The sequence below is a fragment of the Exiguobacterium qingdaonense genome (assembly GCF_018617855.1).
GTDB classification, from domain to species: domain Bacteria; phylum Bacillota; class Bacilli; order Exiguobacteriales; family Exiguobacteriaceae; genus Exiguobacterium; species Exiguobacterium qingdaonense.
Map to the genome: position 1 here is coordinate 67,198 of NZ_JACSKY010000006.1, position 21,210 is coordinate 88,407.

The window sequence follows — 21,210 nt, forward strand, 5'->3', positions numbered from 1 at the left end:
GATAACCCATTTTTCCTATTGAACACATCACTTATCCACAGGAGGTCGTCATGATTCGTTATCCACAGTTAACCGGTCATCAAATCGGGGTCACCGCCCCTTCGTCAGGTATACCAGAAGAACTGCACCATCTCTTGCATGAAGCGGAACATACGTTTTCCAATCGCGGGTTCACGTTGCATTTTACTCCGAATGTGTGGAAGCAACGATTTGGAAAGTCTGCCCCGAATCGAGTGCGTGCCCACGAACTGACAGCTCTACTTCAAGATGACAAAGTCGACTTGATCATCCCGCCTTGGGGAGGAGAGCTCTTGATGGAGATTCTCGATCAAATCGATTGGCAATCATTGTCCCCAAAATGGATGCTCGGCTATTCAGATACGAGTCTGTTGCTATTCGTCTATACGCTAAAAACCGGGATTGCCTCGGCCCATGGACCGAACTTAGTCGATTTACGTGCCGATATGTGGGATGAGACGAGTTCACGCTGGCTCGATGTCCTCTCGACCCGGGTCGAAGAGACCGTCATCCAGCGCTCATCCGAAAAGTTTCAAAAAGAATGGCAGTTCGACAATCCGACGCCACATCTGTTTCATCTGACGGAAACGACCGAATGGAAAGCGATTGGCGGTCAGAATGCAACGGGACGCTTGCTCGGCGGATGTCTCGATGTGCTCTTACATACAATCGGGACACCGTATGGAGACGTCGAGACGTTCCAGCGCGAACATCTGAACGACGAGCCAATTCTTTGGTATTTTGAGAACGTAGAGATGAACGTTCCGGCAGTAAAAAGAAGCCTCCTTCAAATGAAGTGGGCCGGTTGGTTCAATCAGACGTCTGGTATTCTATTCGGACGGAGTGAGGCACCGTCTTCGCATCAAGACTATACGATCGAGATGATTTATGAGGAGATTCACGATATGCTCGGTGTTCCCATCTTTTACGATATCGACTGCGGACACGTCCCCCCGCAAATGACGCTCGTCAATGGGGCCCATGCGTCTGTCCAAGTCGAGCATGGGCAAGGGACATTGATTCAAACGTTCAAGGGCTGATGCGTCAGCCCTTGATTTGTTGTAGTAATAATTCTAGACGTTTGCGAAACAGACCTCGTGGGAATTCTGCTACTTTTTCTCTGATGACCGGTACCCAGTCGTCCCCGCATCCGTTCAGCGTTCCTCTTAATAATCCCTCATAGTAAATGGCGATATCGACTAAACTGTGCGTTGTCCACTCGTCTCTGTTTTCCCACAGTTCCAATAAATGTTCCCTTCCCTTGTCCGTTTCACCTTGTAGCGCATAGTACACGCCTTTTGCCATCGCAATCGATGCAATGAACGGATCTTTAGCTGTCGTAAGGGATTCCATCAATTTGATGTTCTTTCCTAATAGTTCGACATATCGAAATTCCATCGCGTAGAGTGCTTCAGAAAGCGCCACTTTGATTTCAGCCAAACGGTCTTCCGTGAATTGAATGTATTGTTTTGCCTTCCGTAACGACTCACGAATTTTTTTCTCATCGTTCAAGTAGAGGGCACAAATCGAAATGGTACGATATACGTCGTCTGCACGATAATAAATCATCGTTCGCTTCATATAGTCGAGCGCGCCTTCAAGCTGTTGAATCGCTCCTTCCAAATCCTCATTACAAAGAAGATTTTTAAAGACGATCAACATGGCATATTCAGTTCTCGTCTTTGTTTTCATATATTTTGCATCAAGTAATTCAATCACTTCAATCCGTTCAATCGATTCTTCATATCGATTCCACATCAATAAATAATAAGCCTGGCTAATTCGTCCCATCGCCAATTCCTCGGACTCACCTAGCTTCTCAAAAATCTCAATCGCACGGTCATAGTAGGCTAGTACTCTCTCACTGTCGCCCTCTTGAAAGTACGTATCCCCATACAACATGTATGCTTTCCCTTGCCACACGGAGTTCATTTCTGTCTGTAAGTAAGGCTTGAGCGTTTCCCGAATTTCTTGATCCGGTAGTGAAATGAGTTGCATCTCCTCAAACTCTAGCTTTTCCACCAGTGACTGCAGTTCGGCCTCTTTCGGATCGGTCAACAACTGTTGCATCGAGACATCCAATCGACTGGCAAGTTCTCGCAAACTGCGCATCGATGCCTCTGCTTTCCCGTTTTCAATCATACTGAGCATCGATTTCGTGACGATGCCTTCCGCCAACTGTGTTTGGGTCATTTTTTTCTGTTTTCGCAACGCTTTAATTCGTTCACCAATCATATTGACACCTCTATAAGTTAAATTATATTGAACTTTATGTTTACATTCCAATCTATTGCCTTTATGATAATGTTAAATCACATTTAACTAATTTGCAAAGGAGTGTTCTCTTTGAAATTCTTTTCTTCCAATTTATCGATTTTATTACTCGGTAAATTCATGTCACTGTTTGCATCCAACTTATTTACGTTTGTGGCGGGACTCACGGTGTTGACGACGACTGGATCTGGACTGCAATTCGCATTCGTCTTACTTGCAGGAACATTACCTCGAGTGCTTTTATCTCCATTCGCTGGCGCTTATGCGGACAAACTGGACCGAAAACGAGTCATCATCAAGATGGAGTCTTTGAATGGGGGATTATTTTTACTCGCCGGTGTCGGAAGCTTGCTTTGGACGTTTGAAGCACCCACCTTTTATGTCATCACGTTCTTCTTGTCGATTGTCTCAACCTTCTTATCGGTCACATTATCGAGTTCGATTCCACTTCTGTTTGAGGAGGAAGAGCTTCAACGTGCCAACTCTCTCATTCAAAGTATCATCTCCATCTCAAGTATCGGCACCCCGCTTCTTGCCGGCGCACTGTTTAAACTTGTACCGATTCCCGTGTTTTTATTCAGCTCAGCCCTATTTTTTATGATTGCCGCCTTGCTTGCCTCCCGACTCACATTTCATCAGAAAGAGATTGCTCCAACCGAACAATCCACATGGGAAGATGTACGATCTGGTCTCTCTTATTTGAAGCAACAACGGGTTTTATGGACGGTCGCCGTCCTGGCCGCATTTTTGAACTTCTTTTTTGTCGCGTCAGAAGTGCTATTCCCGATTGCAGCATTACAAGAGGTCGGTGTCTCCCCATTTCAGTTCGGGCTGCTTGAAAGCATGGTTGCCATCGGATTTTTAGTCGCGTCCTTACTGCATGCCTTACCGTTATTCAAAATCAAACATCGCCTATCGACCATGCGATCTGCCCTGGTCATATTAAGCGTTCTATTTGTCGGCCCTGCCATTCCATTATATTTTAACTTCAACGTCCTCACTTCGATTTTCTTTTTTGCGATATTCGCTTTATTGAGCGGCTTTTTGATCGTACGTGTCAACATTCCGATTCAACTGTTTCTTCAAACGAATACAGATCCGAATTATTTAGGGCGCGTCATCGGTGTACTCGAGTCACTTGCGATGGGAATTACACCAATCGGTTTTATTCTATTCGGAGTATTAAGTGACCTTGTGCCCGTTGCACACCTATACACCGCATGTATGATCGGTCTACTCGTCTGTACGTTCGTTCTTACGTATCGCATCCGTCATGACATTCGAGCAGAACGAGATTCGGCCCAGTCAATGGAACGTGTATCATAACGAAAAAGACATCGAACGAATCAGTTCGATGTCTTCTCTGTTGACGGGAGTACCCGTTTTTCTAATAAGAATGGTCCGAATGGGATAACCGACGCCATGACGGCAAGCGTCAACACTTTGAATCCCCAGCGCAAGCGCCATGCCATGTACATCGCTGCGAGCACATAGGCCACAAACAAGAAACCGTGTGCTGCACCGACGATACTGACCGCAAGTGGAATGCCAGCCATATATTTCAATGGCATCGCGATGAACAGTAACAACAAGAAGGATACGCCTTCTGTGTAGCCAAGCCATTTAAAATGAGTCGTAGTCATATGCGTTCTCCTTTATTTCTGTAGGCTATATCTATCGTATCCGAAACGTGAGAGGTTTGTCACAAGAGAACGCATAAAACTTACGAGGCTATTTGACGATTTGGTGAACGATGTAACACTTTTGACTCGACAAAGTTGCGTAGGAACAAGCCGTCGACTCCGAATTTTCCAGCGTTGTGACCGGCAACCAAAATCAATACGGAGACGATCAACATCGTTGGGTTCGTACTGACCGTTCCCGAGAGCAAGAAAGCCATGTTCATGACAAGACCGAAGAACGCTGCACTACGTGTGAGGGCACCGAGCAGTAATCCTAACCCGACCAGGAATTCACCGTAAGGAATAAGGACATCGAATAGGCCAGCGTTCGGGATTGCAACGTTTTCGAGGAATGCTGCCCACCAACCGGCAACAGCTGGATGCTCTCCAGAAGCGAGTGTCACCGCATTGTTCAAGAACCCTTCTGTTCCAAAACCTCCCGTGATTTTACCCCACCCTGCCGTTAACCAATGATAACCGAGCCATACGCGTAACACCGTCAAGATGGCTGTGGCGATGTTATGATTTTGCCAAAATTTCATGAACATGATGATTCCTCCCCTTCAAGAAGTTAAATAAATGAATAATGTGATTACATTCACAATATAACATCCATGCTCACTTTTTCACATATGTATTTTAGTTTGTTCATAGTTTGTCCACGTTCATGACATAATCTATACACATCCATAAAAAAGACGCCTTTTGGAGGCGTCATCAATCGGTTTACAACGTTACTTCTTGAGGTGACTCACCTTTCTTGTTCATCACACGCATCGATTCTGGTTCGATTTTGAGAATGACGAGTTTCGGATCGTCCGGGCCTTCGAACCACCCTTCGAGTTTGTCGTTCCATACTTTCTCTTTCATCGATTCATCATCCGACACGGTCGCTTTACCGAGGATCTCTAAGTATGTGTCGCCCACTCCATCGCCATCATAACCAATCAAAATATGCGTATATGGATTCTTTTCTAACTCTTCTACTTTATCTGTGTCGTTTGACGTCGCCGTATAGAGCGTGAAGTCGTCATGGAAAAATGTCATATATCGACTATGTGGCTTCACCTTATATACGGTCGCCATCGTCCCGACATTGCTCGCCTCTAAAATTTTTTTTGCCGTGTCTTTTGCACTCATTCCGAATTCCTCCTTCATGATTTGTCGCTCATATACTGTTCCCTCAAACTATATGATTAAACACAAAAAACCTGCTCGCCGATGCGAGCAGGTATCATATTCCTTAGAAAGGAAGATTAGATTTTTTCAACGTTAGAAGCTTGTGGTCCACGAGCTCCGTCAGTGATTTCGAAAGTTACTTCTTGGCCTTCTTCAAGTGTTTTGAAGCCGTCGCCTTGGATTGCTGAGAAGTGTACGAATACGTCGTCTCCGCCTTCCATTTCGATGAAGCCGTAACCTTTTTCTGAGTTAAACCATTTTACTTTACCTGTGTTCATGAATGAACCCTCCTGAAATAAACGCTATGCGTTATAGTAGTGCCTTACTAGAAAAAACTTGACCAAAAAAAATACAAGCCTCTGGATTATCTAATGAAAAATAATCCCAAGCACTTGTGAATTATGATTCCAGCTATTCTTAATTAAGCACATATTGAATATAACACGGCTAGATGCTTCTGTCTAGTAAATACTTCTGATTGCTAAAAATCGGGTGAAAAACGGGTACAACACTTTAGAGAAGATGAAGCTAGGAGGAACAACTATGAATCACTCACCTGATCGACAGTCCGTTGCATCAATGATTACCTCACATTCCGATTGGTCTGAAAGAGACTTGATTCATCAGACACTCGAGTGGCATCGTGCGACACGTGAGAATGCCTTTTCAGAGCAACATCAGTCCATCCCATGCCGCATCCCGTTGACGGAACGGATCACCCCTGTTCGAACCGCACTCCCGCTCGAACAAATCGACGGCGTCGTTCGTCCCGTCTGGATGCGTCGGCTCGATGCCGAGTATTTGAACTTGATGCAAGTGACAAAAGACCGCGTCGATGTGACCGACTACGGAGCTGTCGGAGATGGAAAAACGGATTGCACCCTCGCCTTTCGTCTCGCCATCCGCTCCAATCGTCGTGTCGTTGTCCCGAAGGGCGTATTTATCGTCCGGGGGATTCGTCTTCCTTCTAATTGCATACTTGAAGGGGCCGGTCAAGATATCACGATTCTCAAACTGTCCGACCGTGCACCGAAACATCGTCGATTATTACGGAACGCCACGCCGTTTGCGGGAAACCATCATATCGAAGTCTCACATCTTACGCTCGATTGGAACGTCGACCGTCTAGGGGATGTGAAACGGACGACGAGCGGTGACACGACATCGAGTGCCTTGACGTTTGCACATGTGACGTATGGATGGGTGCATCACGTGACGGCTAAAAATGCTGGACTCCATGCGTTTGATATCACTGCTCCGCATTATCATTACTTAGGTGACGGTCTACGTGCGGCAAACGGGAGCCGGTATGTCCATCTCAATCACCTCGAGGCGACGAACTATGGGGATGACGGAATCACGACACATCATAGTGATGCCATCTATATTACGAACTGTTATTGTCATCATCCCCACGGTCGAACGCACGCCTCAGGATTCTCCAATTCGAATGGAATCGAGATTGATGACGGATCGCGTCACGTCACGCTCGTGAACAATAAGAGTGAAGCGTGTTTTGGAGGAGTCGAAGTGAAGGGACATGGCACCTCGTCCGCGGCTCATGACGTCCATATTTTCGGACATCTTTCCGTTCACGACAACCGCTCGTTTAACTTCCGCCATATCGGTCATCATTTGGCAGACGATCCAAACTCGGAGACGGCACGCTTCTTATCTGGCACGAACTTGGTGTCCATCAAACCAGTCCGTAGCTCGTTATATGAAAAATCCTCACCACGAAGCCTGGTCGTCTCCGCATATCAGGACGTCTTCATCCATGGTTTGACGGCGATTGGCGACCCGACCTACGACTACAAACACCATCCAGCGCTTGCGATTCAATACAAGTCGAGACGCGTTCAATTGAAACGAATCTCCGTGCGCGGGTTTACCACGGCCCGAGCCGACCTCGAACTATTCGGGGGAGATCATCGTACGGATGACGTGACGATCGATGACTTACAGTGTCAAGAGTCCGCGCCCATCGCTTTGAAAATCGGTCGCCAACTTGAACAGATTGCCATTCAACAGATTAAAGGACAGAAAAAGAGTGGAGATGTCCTCATCTCCACGAAAAGTCCGATTGATGCCCAAGAACTACTCGCTTACGGATTCTCGGATCGGGTGCGTTCTGACGTTTGAGCCGCCTCTACAAGTTGATTCAGTTTGGTGTCATCGAGTTGAAGCGAACTTTCTTTCTGTTTGGCCATCATCCGAACGATCGCCTTGTCTAAAAAGCCCATCCGTTCAAAGTCATACCCGCTTCCGACGACCTCGACGAAATAGGCATGCTCGCGCAGCGTGTCACGATAAGCTTCTTCTAGCTCGCGAATCCGCTCCGATTCCGTCGGTGTCCCGGCACATAGATACAAGGCAAGGGGGCGTTCAAGTAAATGTGGTTCGTGACGCGCCAACCATTCCTTCATCTCGTCCTGAATGGTACCCATCCGAATCGAACTACCGACGATGACGTGGTCAATCGTTTCCCATTTGACGTCCGGTTCTTCGACGATATTTTGTACACGAACATCTTCTAGACGTTCAGCCAATAAGGCTGCTACTTTTTCGCTCGTTCCGTACCTAGATGAATACGCGATTAAAGTACCCATGTCGTTCCCTCTTTTCATGTCAGACGTTACTTACACTATTCCCGAATCATCGCGAGACGATACGTATGCACTCAAAAAAGCTCGCCGTCTGGCGAGCTTTTGGTCACAGTTTGTACACTTGTGCTTCGTATGGACGAAGGGTGAACGTTTCAACCGGTTCCATGTTTCCGATGACACGCTCTGTCACGTCATACGGTAAATCAAGCTGTTGTGTTTCATCTGAGAAATTACAGAGAACGAGCCACGTCTCCCCTTCATACGAACGTGTGAATGCATAGACCGCCTCATCTTCCGGTAACAGCAGCTCATACTTTCCATATACGACGAGCGGATTGGTTTTTCGAAGTGCAATCAGCTGACGATAGTAATGGAAGAGTGAATCCGGGTCCTTCCGTGCTGCTTCCGCATTGATGTCAACATAGTTCGGATTGACGTCGATCCAAGGCGTTCCTGTCGTGAAACCACCGTGGGCTTCGTCTGACCACTGTACAGGTGTGCGTGAATTGTCACGTCCCCGCTCATGGATGCCACGGAAAATCTCGTCGTGTGTTAACAACCCTTTTGAGGTGTAGTCGCGATAGGCGTTCAACGTTTCAATGTCCCGATACTGATCAATGGAATCAAAGGCGACGTTCGTCATGCCGAACTCTTCCCCTTGATAAATATAGGGTGTCCCTTTTAATAGATGAAGAAGCGTCGCAAGCATCTTTCCAGAACGGACGCGATATTCAGGCGAATCGTTTCCAAAGCGCGAGATGGCACGGGGCTGGTCATGGTTACTCCAGTACAGGCTGTTCCACCCTTCCTCTTCGAGCCCTTCTTGCCAGCGGGAGAAGATGGTTTTTAGTTCAGTCAGCTTCCAGTCCGTCGGATTCCACTTCCCGAAGCTCCCGTTCCCGACGTCCACGTGTTCAAAATGAAACACCATGTTCAGTTCGTTGCGGTCTTCACCTGTATAGAGTTTCGCCTCTTCCACACTGACACCTGGCATCTCACCGACCGTGATCGTGTCGTATTTCGACAACACTTCTCGATTCATCTCTTGCATGAACTCATGGATGCGTGGTCCGTTAAAGAAGAATGGCGTACCATCACCATATCCTGTCCCTTGCGTTTGACCGTCTGGATAGCTTTCGTCTTTTGAGATCATGTTGATGACGTCCATCCGGAATCCATCGACCCCTTTATCGAGCCAATATGTCATGAGGTCATACACTTCACGGCGAAGCGTCTCGCTTTCCCAGTTCAAATCCGGTTGTTTCTTACTGAAGAGGTGAAGGTAGTATTCATCACTCGCCTCGTCATACTGCCACGCGCTACCGCCGAAGAAAGCACCCCAGTTCGTCGGTGGTTGACCGTCCTTCCCTTTTTTCCAAATGTAATAGTCACGATACGGACTCTCTTTCGAAGAACGCGACTCCATGAACCATTGGTGTTCGTCAGAAGAATGGTTGACGACGAGGTCCATCATGATTTTGATTCCGTGACGGTGCGCTTCTTCAAGCATCTGATCAAAATCGGCCATCGTACCAAACTCGTCCATGATGGCACGGTAGTCACGAATATCGTATCCATTGTCATCGTTCGGTGAATCATAAACCGGCGAGAGCCAGATGACATCGATGCCGAGTTCTGCCAAATAAGACATTTTCTCTGTGATTCCTTGAATGTCCCCAATCCCGTCTCCGTTCGAATCATTGAAGCTCCGCGGATAAATTTGATATACGACCGCTTCTTTCCACCACTGTTTCATGTTACGTCCTCCTTGAAGTTCATTTCCGTTTCAACGCTTTCATCGTACTGCCTGCAAACGACCATGACCATCCATGATATGATTAGCATATGTACAATCTTGCTATAAAAAGAGGGGAACATTATGGAAATCGGCTTTTGTGGCTATTCATATCACACGACGACTTATACTTTTCCATTCGCCAACTTACTCGATACGTACTTGATCCGTTTACAAACGGAAGGGACGTCGCGGATTGTGGTGAACGGGGACACGATTTTCACACGGCCGGGTGACTTGTTGATTGTCCGTCCCGGTGACTTCTATGAAATGCACGTCGATACACCTGCGAGCGGAGACTACCATATCTTTTGTACCGGACATTCGATGGACGCGTGGTGGCAGATGATCCCACGAGAGCGAGTGTATTCCATCACAATCGATTCTCGCCTTCTCTCACTGTGGCAACATGTCACGGAAGAAGTGCGTCGCCCAAAATCTGAACAGAGTTCCGTCTTGATCGAAACACTCGTTCAGGCGCTCCTGCTCATGCTCGATCGCTCGATTCAAGATGTGCATTCCCACGCACGACCTCCCATCGTTTCACGCATGATGCGCTTTATCGAAGCGCACGTCACGAGTGACTTCCATATAGCAGATGTGGCCGATGCGGTCGGACTCAGCGTTTCACGGACTGTCCATCTCTTTAAAGAAGCGACCGGTATGACGATCGTTGCTTATGCACAGTCGATTCGCCTCAAGCTTGCCGAAGAACAAATGCGCTATACAAAGCATTCGTTAGAAACGATTGCGGAGTTGTCCGGATTTCGGAGTTACCCGTACTTCCACAGAATTTTTAAACGAAAATATGGCGTCGCACCAGGGGTTTATCGTACTCTTCAACAAAAAAACGAAAAAAAATAAAAAAAGAGTGATCCATTTTTTGAACCGCTCCGTTAGATGGGTGTAAATAACGACAACACTCACTTACGAAAAGGAGCGATTACCCATGAAGAAGAAAACGTTAAACAAGATCGTAGCACCGGCACTTGCCTTAGGACTACTCGTACCGACAGGCGTACAAGCAGATGACCATATGCCGACAGCGAGTACACCAGCAGGAGACCTTCGCGCAACACTCGACCAACTCTTGTCTGAACACTACGTGCTAGCCGTCACGTCGATGATGAAAGGATATGACGAGGCAGCAGATGCCGAAGCGGCGATGCAAGCACTTGATCAAAATGCGCTCGACATGACACCGGCCATTTCTTCAGTATATGGAGAAGAAGGCGGTATGAAATTCGAAGAAATCTTCGCTGGTCATAACGACTATTCATCTGACTTCGTAGAAGCTGCAAAATCAGACAACGAAGAATTACGCATGGAAGCTGAAGCTGAAGTCGACGAATTTGTAGAGGAATTCTCAACTTTCCTTGATACAGCGACAGAAGGAAACTTGCCGAAGGCCGCAGCAGCCGATGCGATTGAACTTCACGAAGACCAAGTCCTTTCCGTATTCGATAACTATGTCGAAGGAGATTACGAAGAAGCGTACATGACGTTCCGTGAAGGGTATAAGCACATGTTTGATATTAGTAAAGCCCTCTCAAACGCAGTCGTCATGCAAATGCCGGACAAGTTCACAACAGGTGCCGACACACCGGCTGTCGAACTTCGCTCGACTTTGAACAGTCTCGCAGGTGAACACTTCGCCCTCGCCGCGATCGGGATGCAAAAAGGATATGACCAAGCAGAAGACTATGATTATGTGACATGGGCAGAAGATCAGAACACACTCGACTTTAAAGCAGCGATTCAATCTATATACGGTGACGAAGGTGCCGCACAGTTCGAAAAAGTGTGGAACTCAGATCACATCACGGCACAAGGTGACATCGTCGCCGCTACACTTGAAGGCGATGAAGCGATGATTGAAGATGCGCGTATGCGACTCGACCAATTCGCTGTCGACTTCAGCACATTCCTTGATGCTGCAACAGAAGGTAACTTACCACAAGCTGCCGGTGAAGAAGCCATCAAGCAACATGAAACACTCGTCCTCGACACGTTCGACCAATACGTCGCTGGTGATGCAGAAGCGGCTTGGATGTCATTCCGCGAAGGGTATGCGTTCATGTTCGGTGTTGGTGAAACACTCGGTAACGCGATCGTGACACAAATGCCTGACAAATTTGAAGAAACAATGATGCCTGAAGAGATGCCTGAAACAGGTCTCGGTGGCGCACAAGAACAATCAATGAACAGCCTCTACGCTGCACTCGCTGTCCTTGGCGGTATCTTACTCGCCTTCGTGACGCTTCGCAAACGTAAAGTGTCTGAACAGTAATCAATAAGGAGGGAGCCCATGAACAAGCGCCATTTGTTTCTGGCGCTCTCTCTCTTTTGTTTTAGCTTCTGGACGTGGACGAGCGCCCAAGAATCGTCGTCACCACCTGTAGAAGAAAAACAAATAGAGGAGAGCCCGGATTTAACGGCTGAATTCTCACTTCTACAGGAAGAGGTGAAGAAGTTGCGATTAGCCGAGGAAGAAGAAAACGCCAAGGCCGTCACACCTGTTCAAATTCAGATCCCTAAAATCGATGTCGACACCGCCGTCGAGCAAGTCGGGGTACTCGAGAATGGACAGATGGGCGTGCCAAAGGATGAGAACCAGGTCGGGTGGTTCGAACCCGGCGTCACACCCGGTAGCAAAGGAAATGCTGTCATTGCCGGTCATGTGGATAGTAAGACCGGCCCGGCCATCTTTTATCAACTCGACCAACTGACAAAAGGCGATGACGTTCTGATTCGAGATGAAGCGGGTAACACACTCCGGTTCCGCGTCACAAAAACAGAACGATATGATACGAAAACCGCGCCAATTGAAGAGATTTTCGGTGCCACATCAAATCGGAACTTAAATTTGATCACCTGTTCGGGTACGTTCGGGGACGGGGGCTATGATGAACGATTCGTCGTCTATACAGAGCTGGTGGATACCGAATTGAACGAAACTGTCGATCTCGAGACACCGACGGCAGTCGAGCTGAAAGGAAACTTATTGACATGGCACGCCGTTCGTCAAGAGAGCGTGATCGGATATCGAGTCTATGAAGTCGTCGACGGAAAAGCGACTCACATCGAAAGTGTCCCATCCCATGCACGAAAAAGTATCGAAGTCACAAATGAGAACGATGCATCCTACTACGTGACTGCGATTGACCAGCTTGGAAATGAGTCGAAACCGTCGCAAACAACGAATTAAATCATCCGTTTAAGAAAAAGACGAGTACTTCTCTCATATAGAGGAATACTCGTCTTTTGAAAGTGTGTTATCGCGCTTTCCTGAGTGGCGGTAAAATGACTGTCAAAAAAATAAGAATGATGAGTAACAGCGCAATTGGGTACACAAAAATCTCTGCCATCCTCATATCCGAGTAATAAAAATAATCGTCAAGAACGTATGCAACAATAGCAAGAATCGCAATGATGACGGCCCCACTGAGCACCCGCTTATTTTTCATTTCACTCTCCTCCTTTAGTTTAAATATTTCCCATGTTTATCGGATGAAACCATTTCTAATCATTTGAAAAATATTTATGAATTAAATATCTTGAACTGCTATATATTATGTGAAAAAAACGCACCCATTTTATCAATGAGTGCGCGGAACTTATACGAAGCAAGGGATCTGCGGGTTGAACGTCTTGTTGTTCTCCGTCATGACCTGCTTTTTAATTTTGCCTTCTCCGAGGTAGACGATGCGGTCGGCGAGTGCCTCGGCATCTTCCTCGTCGTGTGTCACGAAAATCGTCGTCGTGCCCGTCTGTTTCAAGAGACGGCGCAAATCGTCACGAATCCGGTGTTGAAGTGACGTGTCGAGGTTACTGAACGGTTCGTCTAAAATCAAGAGCGCCGGTTTCGGTGCGAGCGCACGAGCGAGCGCGACACGCTGTTGTTGTCCCCCACTGAGCTCATAAGGATAACGATGACGGAACTCCGTCAAGTTGACGAGGGCAAGCATCTCTTCAACACGTGCGTTTCGTTCCTTGCGACCAAGTTTATGAAGGCCAAACCGAATGTTCTTTTCGACGGTCATGTGCGGGAAGAGCGCATAGTCCTGAAAGACCATCCCGACACCGCGATCTTCTGGTGGCATGAACTGGCAATCATCACAGCAGACGCAGTCGTTCACGACGACGACGCCCTGATTTGGCATCTCGAGTCCCGCAATCAAGCGGAGAATCGTACTTTTCCCCGACCCGCTGTCCCCAAGAAGCGAGATGATTTCGCCTTTTGTGATCGATAGGGAAAACCCTTTGATTGTCTCTTCATGCGCACCTTTATAGCTGAAATGTAAATCATTGATTTGAACAAACATTAGTCGGCCTCCTTATCAAGCACCTTATGGGAAACGAAAATCAACAGACCACTCATGAGCACGATGACAATCGAAGCGAGCGCCGCTTCATGAATCTTCTCATCACTCACATATTTAAACGCTTGTGTCGCAAGCGTCGAAAAGTTAAACGGTTGTAAAAAGAGCGTCAATGGCAACTCTTTCATAATGTCAATAAAGACGAGGATGAACGCGCTCATGATGGCGCCTTTGATCATCGGGATATCGACACGAAGAAAGGTTTGGACGGTGTTCCAGCCGAGCATACGGGATGCTTCGGTGAACGACTTCCCGACCTTCTCGAACCCGCTCTCAATGGAATTATATCCGATTGCGAGGAAACGGATCACGTAAGCGAAAATGAGCATGATGAGCGTCGTTCGAAATACGAACGTCTGACTCAGGTCGAATAGGCGTGCCAAACTGAGTACTTGATCATCGAGCCACAGGAAGAGGGTGATGACCGCAATCGCGATGGCCGCTCCCGGGATTGAATATCCGAGTGTCGTCACTTTGGAGATGACACGCGTCATGTTCGACGGGAAGAGTCGTGTATAGTTCGCGATGATGAGCGCGAAAAGCAAGATGATCATCGTCGCAATAAAGGCGACCCGTACTGTATTCCAAACGAGTTGCCAGAACGCTGCCGTAAATACCGTATCGAACGTCAGGAACGTCCATGCCGTCAACTGTGTGAACGGGATGACGAATGCGATAGCGAAGACGATTGAGACGTAGGCGAATACTGCGTAACGGTGCCAGCCATGAAGCGGCCTCGGTTTGAGCGGTTTCACTTTCGTCGAAGCATAACTGAACTGTTTTCGTCCTCGGACGAGACGCTCCATCATCAAAATCGCGATGACGAGAATCATGAGTGTACCCGCAAGCTTCAACGCTGATGAGGTATCCTTCATTCCAAACCATGTACTGAAAATGGCCGTACTGAACGTTTGAATTCCAAAGTATTTCACAACCCCATAGTCGTTGAGCACTTCCATTAGGACGAGACTGACTCCACCGATGATTGCCACTCGAGAAATCGGGATGACAACCGTGAAGAAAATATCCCACGAACCACGACCGAGAATTCGTGCGTTCTCAATCATCGAAGACGATTGGTTATGCAGGAACGCCCGTGTAATCGTATAGATGTATGGGTAGAGGAACAATGTGAAAATAAACACCGTTCCTTGAATCGACATGATGTTGAAGTATGACTGATCGACGGTGATTTCGAACTGGTTTCGTAGCGTCGTTTGAATCACCCCGGTGTAATTTAAAATGCCGTGATACGTATATGCCCCGATATAGGGGGGAATCGCGAGTGGCAAGATGAGTGCCCATTTAAAAAAGCGACGGAACGGGAAATCATAGACGGTCACGAACCAGGCGAGGCTCGTTCCAATCACCGTCGTCAATACACCGGTAGCCAACATGATGAACAACGTATTCCGCACGTAACGGGGCAACAAATACTCTTGGATGTGCTGCCAGTTGTCATTGACCGGCGCGAATAGTTCGATGAGCACGACAATTCCCGGCAAGACGATCAATAAAATCGCAAGAAAGCTGAGGATCGCCCATCCATTCAATTGTCGTTTTACCGCGTGCCAGTTCATGTCGTACCGCTCCCGTTCTATAAACAATCAATTCCTGTCCCATCATATCAGTTTCTACGCGTACCGTGTAGCGTCTAGGGTGTGAGAAACGCAAAAATCTCCGGCTTGAACTCTCGTTCAAGCCGAAGTCATCTTACTTCCAACCCGATTCATTAAAGATTCGAATGGCTTCTTGTTGATTTTCTCCAAGTACAGAGAGGTTGATGTCTTGCTCTTTGAACTCGCCCCATGATTGGAGAAGTTCGTTCGGTTCAACCGACTCATTGACAGGGTACTCATAGTTCACACCGGCAAACTTTTCTTGTGCTTCAGGTTCTGACATGAACTCCATCAATTTCTGAGCGTTTTCTGTATGTTTCGATGCTTTCGTCATCGCGATTCCAGAAATGTTCACGTGTGTACCGGTCGTGTCTTGGTTCGGGAAGAAGACACCGAGCTGTTCAGCTACTTTTTTCTCTTCTTCATCTTCAGAATTTAACATGAGCCCCATATAGTACGTGTTCATGATGGCCACGTCTCCTTCGCCGGCAACGACAGCCCTTGCTTGGTCACGGTCGTTCCCTTGTGGGTCACGCGCCATGTTATTCACTAGACCTTTCGCCCACTCTTTCGCTTCATCGACACCGTTCACTTCGATGAATGATGCGAGAAGTGAGATGTTGTACATGTTTTCAGATGGACGGACGAGTACTTTTCCGTTCCACTGTTCTTCTGTCAACGCTTCATACGTCGACAAGTCTTCAGGTTGTACACGATCTTTTGAGTAGACGATCACACGCGCACGTTTCGTCAAGCCGAACCACTCGTTATCCGTATCGCGGTACTTGGCAGGAATATTTGATTCAAGCTTGTCGCTATCGACCGCTTGAAGATGACCCGCTTCTTTTGCTTGATACAAATTCCCAGCATCCGCTGTGATGAAGAGGTCTGCTTCCGTGTTCTCTCCTTCAGTGCTCAAACGCTCGAGAAGCTCGTCACTTTTTCCTTCCACGACGTTGACTTTGATACCTGTTTCTTCCTCAAACTGCTTATATAGTTGTTGATCGACATCGTAGTGGCGACTCGAATAAACATTCACGACGTTCGAATCGTCTGAACCTTCATTTGAAGTTGTCTCGTCCGTGCTTGCACAAGCGGCAAGGAGTGATGTCGTTAACGCTGCTGAAATCCCAAGCGCTGCATATTTTTTGTTCATCTGTCATTCCCCCACGTTTCAATCATTTTTCTTGGTAATGATAATTACTCTCAATACCTATCATTACTGATAATCATTCTCACGTCAAGGATTTTCTGTAATCGTTGTCACTTTGAATACATGATTTGTGACAGTTTTGACGTCATCATTTCTTGACTTCAAATCAATAGGAACGATATATTGAACACAAACCGTCTGGTCGGTACAAAAGAGGTGAAGTCATGTCAAACCGATCGAACATCACGAAGCAAAAATTATTGGATGCGGCAACGGATATCATCATGAACCAAGGCATTCATCACCTCACATTAGATGAGGTGGCCAAAGTAGCAGGAATATCAAAAGGTGGTCTTTTGTATCACTACGCTTCAAAAGAAGCTTTATTGACTGCTATTGTAGAACGATTGCAACAAGAGCAAAACGATTTGTACGCTTCCCTACAGCGAGAGGGGTATGGCCCTGTCGAGGCGTTCGTCCGTCTATTCGACGAGACGAATTTGCATCCTGAACGTGCCACCATTCAAATTGATGTCGAGAAAATGATTGCATTTCTCACTCTGTTCGCTGTCGACCAAGAGTACGCCAATCGATGGAAACACGACTTGGATACGTTCTTTGAACAGTTTCAAAAAACTGCCGACCCGGTCGAGACGATGATTATTCGTTATGCACTCGAAGGCATGATGATGTCAGAACATTTCGAGGTCGGGGTTCCACCAGTCGAACTGAAACAAGCCGTCATCGCTCGGCTCATTGAACGGGCACACGACATTGATCGCCAATCATAAAAAACACTAGAGGAGATTACGAATTTATGCAGAAAATTACGTCCTTTTCGGTCAACAACAAGTTCGCCGTCTGGTTGATGACGCTCATTTTGACGGCCGCAGGTCTCTTTGCCGGTCTGACGATGAAACTCGAGACGTTACCGGACATCACGACACCGACCGTCTCTGTCACGACGATTTATCCCGGTGCATCACCTGAACAAGTGCTCGAAGAAGTAAGTACCGTCTTAGAAGACCGACTACAAAGTTTAAACGGTGTCGAGCAAGTTCGCTCTTCATCATTCCAAAACGCTTCAAACATCCAAATCGATTACGATTTCAGTACAGACATGGATGAAGCCGAGCAGCAAGTTAAAGATGCGTTAAGTAACGTCGAATTACCAGAATCAGCTCAAGAACCTCAAGTATCGCGTCTCAGCTTTGACGCTTTCCCCGTAATCGGAGCCGCGATTGCTGATGAAAGTTTAGATTTGGCTGAATTGACAAAACTCGTCGAAGAAGAAGTGCAGCCTGCCCTTGAAGGCGTAGAGGGTGCGCAAACCGTCCAGATTGCGGGACAGGAGATTCGTCGAGTCGAGCTTCAGTTCGACCAAGACGCGCTCGCTGAATACAATTTGACGGAAGATACGGTCAAGCAGTTGATTCGAGCGAACGATGCCCGCATCGCACTCGGATTGTATGAATTAGGTGACACGGAGCAGGCAGTCGTCATCGACGGAAAGTCTGAGACACTCGAAGCGTTCCGTGACCTTCAAATCCCGTACTCACCAGCCCAGGCAGCACCAGGAACCCCGTCTGCCCCGACGGAATTGCCACCCGGTCAAACGCCAGATGTACCGACAGAGATCCCATCGGAGACACCTTCAGCGTTACCGCCGAACGTCCCGACAACGGTCCCGACTGTCGCGTTAAGTGAGCTTGCGACCATCGAAGACCGAGGGATTGAAGAATCGATTTCTCGTTCAAACGGAGAACGTTCAATCGGCGTACAAGTAACGAAAACGCAAGATGCGAACACGGTCGATGTGGTCAACGCCGTCAAAGAAGTGCTGAACGACTTCGAGGCAGAGTACGACACAGCAAACGTTTCAATCACGCTCGACCAAGGTCAACCGATTGAAGAATCTGTCGAGACGATGTTGTCGAAAGCATTGCTCGGTGGTTTATTCGCCATCTTGATCATCTTGGTGTTCTTGCGAAACTTCCGCTCGACAATCATCGCCGTCATCTCGATTCCGTTATCGCTTCTCATGGCACTGATTGTGTTGAAGCAATTGGATATCACATTGAACATCATGACACTCGGTGCGATGACCGTCGCCATCGGACGTGTCGTTGATGACTCGATTGTCGTCATTGAAAACATTTACCGTCGTCTCACACGGAAGAATGAAAAACTTCGCGGAAAAGAATTGATTATCGCTTCAACGAAAGAAGTGTTCATTCCAATCGCTTCGTCGACAATCGTCACGATTGCGGTCTTCTTGCCACTCGGATTTGTCACAGGATTCGTCGGCGAGTTGTTCTTACCATTCGCATTGACCGTCGTCTTCGCCCTTCTCGCTTCGTTGCTCGTGGCGATTACGGTCGTCCCGATGATGGCCGACTCGTTCTTTAAAAATCGAGACAAGTTAAAGCCGGAAGAAGGCCCAGGGAAGCTCGCCGAATGGTATCGTGGCATCTTGAACTGGTCACTCAACCATAAACTCGTCGTCTTCGGACTCGCGACTGCTCTTCTTCTTGGTAGTTTTGCCCTCGTCCCAGCGATCGGGGTCAACTTCTTGAACCAAGATTCGGAGAAGACGCTGTTCGTCACGTTTGACCCAGAGCCTGGGCAAACGCTTGAAGATTCGATTGCCGCAGCGGAAGTGGCAGAAGAATACTTCATGGAAGAACAACCGAACGCAACCGACGTTCAGTTCACGGTCGGTGGAGAAAATCCGCTGAACCCCGGGAACAACAAACAAGGAATTTTCATCGTTCAATATGATCAAGATACGGAAGATTTCGCCGATGTGAAATTGGCCGATATCGAGAAATTGAACGAGCTCGCATCGAACGGCGAGTGGAAAGAACAAGACTTCTCAGGTGGCGGTGCGACGAGCGGTGTCACATATAACGTATATGCCAACACGCTTGAAGATTTAGAGGCGATTGTGCCGACGTTCATCGAAACAATCGAAGAAGAAACGGACTATGTCCGTCAAGCGACTTCTGACTTGCGTGAATCGTATGTACAATACACGTTCAACGTCGACCAACAGGCTGCAGCGGAAGCCGGTGTGTCTGCAGGTCAAATCGCACAAGCCATCGGTCAGTTCCAGGCACCAGAAAGTCCACTTGCGAGCGTAACGGTGGATGACAAGCAGTTAGACGTCATCATTCCGAACGAGCAAGTGACGTACGACAGTGTCGAAGATCTTCAATCTCAAGAGATCACGACACCGTTCGGTCCACGTCCGATCTCAGACTTCATTGAAGTCGAAGAAGGGACGACACCGGACACACTCGTTGAGCGAGACGGGAAACTGCTCGCACAAGTGAACGTTGAACTGAGTACGGATAAAGCAACAGAGGCATCTGCTGCGATTGAAGAGCGCGTATCGGACATCGAGCTCCCATCCGGCGTGTCATATGATATCGGCGGTGTGACAGAACAGATTCAAGAATCGTTCACACAGCTCGGTCTCGCGATGCTTGCCGCTGTTGCAATCGTTTACTTGGTCCTCGTCATCACATTCGGTGGGGCACTCACGCCATTCGTCGTGTTGTTCTCACTCCCATATGCGATTATCGGGGGACTCGTCGCCCTTCTCATCACAGGTGAAACGATTTCGGTCTCTGCCTTGATCGGGGCACTCATGTTGATCGGGATTGTCGTCACGAATGCCATCGTCTTGATTGACCGCGTCATTCATAAAGAAGAAGCCGGTTTATCGACACGTGATGCGTTGCTTGAGGCGGCAGGTACACGTCTTCGCCCAATCTTAATGACCGCTCTCGCGACAATCGGTGCACTCTCACCACTCGCACTCGGTCTTGAAGGCGGTGCGCTCATCTCGAAAGGTCTCGGCGTCACCGTGATCGGCGGACTGACAAGTTCGACGCTCCTCACGTTGCTCATCGTGCCGATCGTCTATGAGTTCTTCGCACGATTCCGTAAGAAAAAACAAATGTAAACCAAAAACATGCGCAGCGGATCAACCGCGGCGCATGTTTTACATTTTGATGATATGTAGGTGTTCCGTAGACTCCGGTTCTTCAAAGAAGGACGTCACATGATGAAAGACGTCTTCCGTGTCAAATGCGGCTCGTTCCGGTTCCAAGCTGCGGCGTTTTTGAATCTGTCGAAGACACTGTTCGTCACTTCGCTCGAGGTAAATCAAGCAGTGACCTGCGCCAATATCCTGAGCAAGTTTGAGAAACCAAGAGCGAGACGCCTTCGTGTTTGCCGGAAAATCCATCACGACGTTCACCCCTAGTTTTAGCAATTGTTTCACATGAGATTCAATAAGTGGCTTAAGAAGATTCGCATGTTTCCGATAATCTTCAAACGTATGGATTTCCTCCGGATATAGCGTAGATAACCATTCATCTTCTGACAAGAGAAGGGCTTGCTGTTCAGTAGCAAGTTGTTTAGCCATCGTTGACTTTCCAGCCCCCATTTTCCCACATAAGAAATAAAGTGTACCCTTTTCTTCCATCGCTCTA

Annotated in this window: 20 protein-coding genes; 8 read left to right on the top strand and 12 right to left on the bottom strand. The window is 47.7% G+C overall.

The window, feature by feature from the left end:
- The first annotated feature begins 50 nt into the window (after positions 1-50).
- The gene (locus KNP00_RS08650) at positions 51-1,058 is read left to right on the top strand and encodes a S66 family peptidase (RefSeq protein ID WP_215144212.1); all 1,008 of its coding nucleotides are present in this window, start codon (positions 51-53) and stop codon (positions 1,056-1,058) included.
- Positions 1,059-1,062: 4 nt separating this feature from the next.
- On the opposite strand, the gene KNP00_RS08655 is transcribed toward KNP00_RS08650, so the two are convergent.
- Positions 1,063-2,253: a helix-turn-helix domain-containing protein gene (locus tag KNP00_RS08655; protein WP_215144214.1), complete on the bottom strand. Its 1,191-nt coding sequence runs from the start codon at positions 2,251-2,253 to the stop codon at positions 1,063-1,065.
- A 102-nt stretch (positions 2,254-2,355) separates the two neighbouring features.
- Between KNP00_RS08655 and KNP00_RS08660 the strand changes: the two genes are divergently transcribed.
- Complete coding sequence (locus KNP00_RS08660; protein ID WP_215144216.1) at positions 2,356-3,618, top strand: MFS transporter; 1,263 nt, start codon at positions 2,356-2,358, stop codon at positions 3,616-3,618.
- Between the two features lie 20 nt (positions 3,619-3,638).
- On the opposite strand, the gene KNP00_RS08665 is transcribed toward KNP00_RS08660, so the two are convergent.
- The 4 genes from KNP00_RS08665 to KNP00_RS08680 form a co-directional block, all read right to left on the bottom strand.
- Positions 3,639-3,935, bottom strand: coding sequence for a DUF3817 domain-containing protein (locus tag KNP00_RS08665; RefSeq protein WP_159563308.1), 297 nt, complete (start codon positions 3,933-3,935; stop codon positions 3,639-3,641).
- A gap of 80 nt (positions 3,936-4,015) precedes the next feature.
- Positions 4,016-4,522: a DoxX family membrane protein gene (locus tag KNP00_RS08670; RefSeq protein WP_215144218.1), complete on the bottom strand. Its 507-nt coding sequence runs from the start codon at positions 4,520-4,522 to the stop codon at positions 4,016-4,018.
- Between the two features lie 178 nt (positions 4,523-4,700).
- Positions 4,701-5,114 carry a pyridoxamine 5'-phosphate oxidase family protein gene (locus KNP00_RS08675; RefSeq protein WP_215144220.1) on the bottom strand — a complete coding sequence of 138 codons (414 nt, stop codon included), beginning with the start codon at positions 5,112-5,114 and terminating at the stop codon, positions 4,701-4,703.
- Between the two features lie 116 nt (positions 5,115-5,230).
- A complete protein-coding gene (locus KNP00_RS08680) occupies positions 5,231-5,431 on the bottom strand; it encodes a cold-shock protein (protein ID WP_015880427.1) in 201 nt (66 codons plus the stop codon).
- 265 nt (positions 5,432-5,696) lie between these two features.
- On the opposite strand from KNP00_RS08680, the gene KNP00_RS08685 reads away from it, so the two are divergent.
- Complete coding sequence (locus KNP00_RS08685) at positions 5,697-7,295, top strand: glycoside hydrolase family 55 protein (protein ID WP_215144222.1); 1,599 nt, start codon at positions 5,697-5,699, stop codon at positions 7,293-7,295.
- On the opposite strand, the gene KNP00_RS08690 is transcribed toward KNP00_RS08685, so the two are convergent.
- Positions 7,259-7,762, bottom strand: coding sequence for a flavodoxin domain-containing protein (locus tag KNP00_RS08690; protein WP_215144224.1), 504 nt, complete (start codon positions 7,760-7,762; stop codon positions 7,259-7,261). The genes KNP00_RS08685 and KNP00_RS08690 overlap by 37 nt on opposite strands.
- A gap of 103 nt (positions 7,763-7,865) precedes the next feature.
- The gene (locus KNP00_RS08695) at positions 7,866-9,515 is read right to left on the bottom strand and encodes a glycoside hydrolase family 13 protein (protein ID WP_215144226.1); all 1,650 of its coding nucleotides are present in this window, start codon (positions 9,513-9,515) and stop codon (positions 7,866-7,868) included.
- A 123-nt stretch (positions 9,516-9,638) separates the two neighbouring features.
- Between KNP00_RS08695 and KNP00_RS08700 the strand changes: the two genes are divergently transcribed.
- From KNP00_RS08700 to KNP00_RS08710, 3 genes are all read left to right on the top strand, one after another.
- On the top strand, positions 9,639-10,418 hold the full coding sequence (locus KNP00_RS08700; protein ID WP_215144228.1) for a helix-turn-helix domain-containing protein: 780 nt from the start codon (positions 9,639-9,641) through the stop codon (positions 10,416-10,418).
- An 85-nt stretch (positions 10,419-10,503) separates the two neighbouring features.
- Entirely contained in the window at positions 10,504-11,844 is a 1,341-nt protein-coding gene (locus KNP00_RS08705) for a copper amine oxidase (protein WP_215144230.1), read from the top strand.
- A gap of 18 nt (positions 11,845-11,862) precedes the next feature.
- On the top strand, positions 11,863-12,762 hold the full coding sequence (locus KNP00_RS08710) for a class F sortase (RefSeq protein WP_215144232.1): 900 nt from the start codon (positions 11,863-11,865) through the stop codon (positions 12,760-12,762).
- 67 nt (positions 12,763-12,829) lie between these two features.
- Here KNP00_RS08710 and KNP00_RS08715 read toward each other — a convergent pair whose 3' ends face one another.
- The 4 genes from KNP00_RS08715 to KNP00_RS08730 form a co-directional block, all read right to left on the bottom strand.
- Positions 12,830-13,021, bottom strand: a complete 192-nt coding sequence (locus KNP00_RS08715; protein WP_215144234.1) for a hypothetical protein — start codon at positions 13,019-13,021, stop codon at positions 12,830-12,832.
- A 150-nt stretch (positions 13,022-13,171) separates the two neighbouring features.
- On the bottom strand, positions 13,172-13,879 hold the full coding sequence (locus KNP00_RS08720; protein ID WP_215144236.1) for an ABC transporter ATP-binding protein: 708 nt from the start codon (positions 13,877-13,879) through the stop codon (positions 13,172-13,174).
- The gene (locus KNP00_RS08725; protein WP_215144238.1) at positions 13,879-15,516 is read right to left on the bottom strand and encodes an ABC transporter permease; all 1,638 of its coding nucleotides are present in this window, start codon (positions 15,514-15,516) and stop codon (positions 13,879-13,881) included. The genes KNP00_RS08720 and KNP00_RS08725 overlap by 1 nt, the downstream gene beginning before the upstream one ends.
- Before the next feature lie 133 nt (positions 15,517-15,649).
- Complete coding sequence (locus tag KNP00_RS08730) at positions 15,650-16,711, bottom strand: Fe(3+) ABC transporter substrate-binding protein (RefSeq protein ID WP_215144240.1); 1,062 nt, start codon at positions 16,709-16,711, stop codon at positions 15,650-15,652.
- 221 nt (positions 16,712-16,932) lie between these two features.
- On the opposite strand from KNP00_RS08730, the gene KNP00_RS08735 reads away from it, so the two are divergent.
- Positions 16,933-17,499, top strand: coding sequence for a TetR/AcrR family transcriptional regulator (locus tag KNP00_RS08735; RefSeq protein ID WP_215144242.1), 567 nt, complete (start codon positions 16,933-16,935; stop codon positions 17,497-17,499).
- Positions 17,500-17,525: 26 nt separating this feature from the next.
- A complete protein-coding gene (locus KNP00_RS08740; protein WP_215144244.1) occupies positions 17,526-20,678 on the top strand; it encodes an efflux RND transporter permease subunit in 3,153 nt (1,050 codons plus the stop codon).
- 39 nt (positions 20,679-20,717) lie between these two features.
- Here the strand turns inward: KNP00_RS08740 and KNP00_RS08745 are convergent, their stop codons facing one another.
- A complete protein-coding gene (locus KNP00_RS08745) occupies positions 20,718-21,203 on the bottom strand; it encodes a P-loop nucleotide/nucleoside kinase family protein (protein WP_215144246.1) in 486 nt (161 codons plus the stop codon).
- Positions 21,204-21,210: the final 7 nt, after the last annotated feature.

Bases quoted from the DNA above. Each gene is read 5' to 3' on its own strand.
- KNP00_RS08680 (WP_015880427.1), bottom strand. From the start codon at position 5,431: ATGAACACAGGTAAAGTAAAATGGTTTAACTCAGAAAAAGGTTACGGC.
- KNP00_RS08650 (WP_215144212.1), top strand. From the start codon at position 51: ATGATTCGTTATCCACAGTTAACCGGTCATCAAATCGGGGTCACCGCC.
- KNP00_RS08695 (WP_215144226.1), bottom strand. From the start codon at position 9,515: ATGAAACAGTGGTGGAAAGAAGCGGTCGTATATCAAATTTATCCGCGG.
- KNP00_RS08675 (WP_215144220.1), bottom strand. From the start codon at position 5,114: ATGAGTGCAAAAGACACGGCAAAAAAAATTTTAGAGGCGAGCAATGTC.
- KNP00_RS08745 (WP_215144246.1), bottom strand. From the start codon at position 21,203: ATGGAAGAAAAGGGTACACTTTATTTCTTATGTGGGAAAATGGGGGCT.
- KNP00_RS08670 (WP_215144218.1), bottom strand. From the start codon at position 4,522: ATGTTCATGAAATTTTGGCAAAATCATAACATCGCCACAGCCATCTTG.
- KNP00_RS08665 (WP_159563308.1), bottom strand. From the start codon at position 3,935: ATGACTACGACTCATTTTAAATGGCTTGGCTACACAGAAGGCGTATCC.
- KNP00_RS08690 (WP_215144224.1), bottom strand. From the start codon at position 7,762: ATGGGTACTTTAATCGCGTATTCATCTAGGTACGGAACGAGCGAAAAA.
- KNP00_RS08720 (WP_215144236.1), bottom strand. From the start codon at position 13,879: ATGTTTGTTCAAATCAATGATTTACATTTCAGCTATAAAGGTGCGCAT.
- KNP00_RS08725 (WP_215144238.1), bottom strand. From the start codon at position 15,516: ATGAACTGGCACGCGGTAAAACGACAATTGAATGGATGGGCGATCCTC.
- KNP00_RS08740 (WP_215144244.1), top strand. From the start codon at position 17,526: ATGCAGAAAATTACGTCCTTTTCGGTCAACAACAAGTTCGCCGTCTGG.
- KNP00_RS08655 (WP_215144214.1), bottom strand. From the start codon at position 2,253: ATGATTGGTGAACGAATTAAAGCGTTGCGAAAACAGAAAAAAATGACC.
- KNP00_RS08715 (WP_215144234.1), bottom strand. From the start codon at position 13,021: ATGAAAAATAAGCGGGTGCTCAGTGGGGCCGTCATCATTGCGATTCTT.
- KNP00_RS08735 (WP_215144242.1), top strand. From the start codon at position 16,933: ATGTCAAACCGATCGAACATCACGAAGCAAAAATTATTGGATGCGGCA.
- KNP00_RS08705 (WP_215144230.1), top strand. From the start codon at position 10,504: ATGAAGAAGAAAACGTTAAACAAGATCGTAGCACCGGCACTTGCCTTA.
- KNP00_RS08700 (WP_215144228.1), top strand. From the start codon at position 9,639: ATGGAAATCGGCTTTTGTGGCTATTCATATCACACGACGACTTATACT.
- KNP00_RS08685 (WP_215144222.1), top strand. From the start codon at position 5,697: ATGAATCACTCACCTGATCGACAGTCCGTTGCATCAATGATTACCTCA.
- KNP00_RS08710 (WP_215144232.1), top strand. From the start codon at position 11,863: ATGAACAAGCGCCATTTGTTTCTGGCGCTCTCTCTCTTTTGTTTTAGC.
- KNP00_RS08730 (WP_215144240.1), bottom strand. From the start codon at position 16,711: ATGAACAAAAAATATGCAGCGCTTGGGATTTCAGCAGCGTTAACGACA.